Below are 2443 nucleotides of genomic sequence, written 5' to 3'. Positions count from 1 at the left end.
ATTATATCAGCGATTTTTTAAATATATCGACTTATCAACAAAAAACGACAAAAATAGCAGCTTATTCAATAAAAAAAGTGGTTCCAAAATACATTTTGGAACCACCTTTCCTTTACTACACTCGAACATGTAACTTCATATTTGGATTATAAAATTGGCTCGGGCTCTTCAGTTGAAAAGTCCCTCCACCTTCATGCCAATCAACTGTTAACTTATCATCCATAAATACAAGCTTTGTGCGATCTGCGATAAAGCTAAACTTGCTTGATTCAATATCCACATCGCGCTCATCTTTTTCTGCTACAGCTACTAAATCGATAATTCCGCTCATTACACAACCGCAACCTTCATTATCGTAAAATAACTTTATATATTTCGCTTCATTTGGAATCGTATCCACAATCTTTTTATATGCTGCTTCTGTTACAGTAACGTACATACTCTAATCTTCATCCTCTCTTCTCGTATCCTTCATATATTGTACCATCATTTTTCTTTAAAGATATATACAGAAAATTATGAACAATATACAATGTATGTAGTAAAGGAGGTTGTATCACCCATGCTCAAATTACTACGATACCCCATCTTCCTAGGTCTACTCGGTAGCTTTTTTATTTCTAGCGGTATAGTATTACACCATATATTTCCCTATACTCCTTCTATTGGTTGGATTTTAGGTTTTATTTGTTTTCTATCCGCTTCTTATTTTGCTATAAAAAACAAAAACATCTAATTAATTCAAGGAGGATAACATGCCAACTTTAAAAGAAATAGAACAATCACTCAATCATTTATTCGAAATAGAAAAATACGGAAAAGACAGTGCCTTTAGTCGATTTATCCCGGCCGTATATGATCCTATCCCATTTCCATGGCAAAATTTTTTTGAAGCCAATTTTATTGAGCTATTTAACGGTCTTATGATACGAGGAGCTGAAACTGTAAATAAAGTATTTTTAGCTGTTTTTCCTACAAATGACGTTCTTGAAACATTCATTTCACAATCCACATCTGGTGATTTACTTTTTATGCACCACCCACTTGTAATGGAATGCGGTGATCCGCTTGGAAAATCAGGTCGTGGTTTTATTCCAATACCTGAAAAATATTTGCAAGCGATAAAAGAAAAACAACTTTCTATATATACATGTCACGGACCAATGGATATTCATCAAACGCATGGAACGAGCATTTCAATTGCAAAAGTCTTACATGCTCACGTAGTTGACAGCTTTGCATATGAAGGCCCCGAACAAGAGCCAGTTGGCCTTATTTGTGAAATAGATGAAACATCCACAGAAGCACTCCAAAAGCGTCTAAAAAATCTCTTCCATATTCCTTATACAGACTTCGAAGGTAAACAACATGATTCTATCAAAAAAATTGCAATTATTGCGGGATGTGGCGATGTCGTTTCTCTCATGAAAGAAGCAGAAGCAAAAGGTGCTGAAGCATATATTACAGGGGAAATCCATTGCCATATCGACAATGATTACGGTAAACAGAAATACTCCCTCATTATGGATTACGTAAAAGAAACGAATATGTCACTCATCGGTGTATCACACTCTGCCTCTGAATATTTAGTGAAAGAAACATTGATGTATGATTGGTTTAAAGAGAATTTTGAAGTGGATGTTACTTTGGTTCCACAGGAAAAATGGTGGTTATAAATTTTTAAAGAGATAGCTAATTTAGCTATCTCTTTTTACTAAACTTAAAATAGAAAAAAATTCGATATACGATACACTTTCACCCTACTGTTAAAATCTAAACACACAATACAATCAACCACACAAAAATATAGAATTCCTAATATACATATAGTAGTTCTATTTTAAAAACTAGATTTTCAAAATATAGAAAGGAGAACATGCATGTACCCACGTAATTGTTTTAGTTGCGATGGCAGACGCCCCATTGGTTCTAACGGGAACACTGGACCCACTGGTAACACCGGATCTACCGGTATCACCGGACCCACTGGAAGCACTGGACCTTCTGGCATCACCGGATCCACTGGCATCACTGGACCCACTGGAGCTACCGGCGCTACTGGGGGTACAGGAGCTGGCTTACAAAGTACTACCGCCTTTAGTCTTGCAGCCGCTCCCAACTATAAAGCCGGACAAGTTGTTACTTATACGAGCAGCGGCTATGTTGTAAAAAAGGATGCACCTCAAGGATTTCCTAATGTCTCTTCAGATTATATCGTATTAGTAGAAAGTGGGGCTACTGGACCCACTGGAAGCACCGGACCTACCGGCATCACTGGGCCCACTGGAGCTACCGGCGCTACTGGGGGTACAGGAGCTGGCTTACAAAGTACTACCGCCTTTAGTCTTGCAGCCGCTCCCAACTATAAAGCCGGACAAGTTGTTACTTATACGAGCAGCGGCTATGTTGTAAAAAAGGATGCACCTCAAGGATTTCCTAATGT

Annotated in this window: 3 protein-coding genes and 1 pseudogene; 3 read left to right on the top strand and 1 reads right to left on the bottom strand. The window is 37.8% G+C overall.

Translation table 11 applies throughout. From position 1 onward, the window contains the following. Positions 1–115: 115 nt before the first annotated feature. The gene (locus MR083_RS26415) at positions 116–439 is read right to left on the bottom strand and encodes an iron-sulfur cluster biosynthesis family protein (protein WP_000289576.1); all 324 of its coding nucleotides are present in this window, start codon (positions 437–439) and stop codon (positions 116–118) included. Positions 440–532: 93 nt separating this feature from the next. Between MR083_RS26415 and MR083_RS26410 the strand changes: the two genes are divergently transcribed. The 3 genes and pseudogenes from MR083_RS26410 to MR083_RS27895 form a co-directional block, all read left to right on the top strand. Next, positions 533–736: a hypothetical protein gene (locus MR083_RS26410; protein ID WP_073569507.1), complete on the top strand. Its 204-nt coding sequence runs from the start codon at positions 533–535 to the stop codon at positions 734–736. A 19-nt stretch (positions 737–755) separates the two neighbouring features. Continuing rightward, positions 756–1676: a Nif3-like dinuclear metal center hexameric protein gene (locus tag MR083_RS26405; RefSeq protein ID WP_001142607.1), complete on the top strand. Its 921-nt coding sequence runs from the start codon at positions 756–758 to the stop codon at positions 1674–1676. A 204-nt stretch (positions 1677–1880) separates the two neighbouring features. Next, positions 1881–2327 (top strand): annotated as a pseudogene (locus tag MR083_RS27895) (collagen-like protein); the annotation flags it as partial. Positions 2328–2443: the final 116 nt, after the last annotated feature.

It is taken from the genome of Bacillus cereus group sp. BfR-BA-01408 (assembly GCF_022663305.1).
Taxonomy (GTDB): domain Bacteria; phylum Bacillota; class Bacilli; order Bacillales; family Bacillaceae_G; genus Bacillus_A; species Bacillus_A pacificus.
The sequence above is the reverse complement of the archived record's forward strand: the minus strand, read 5'-3'. Positions and strand labels throughout refer to the sequence as shown.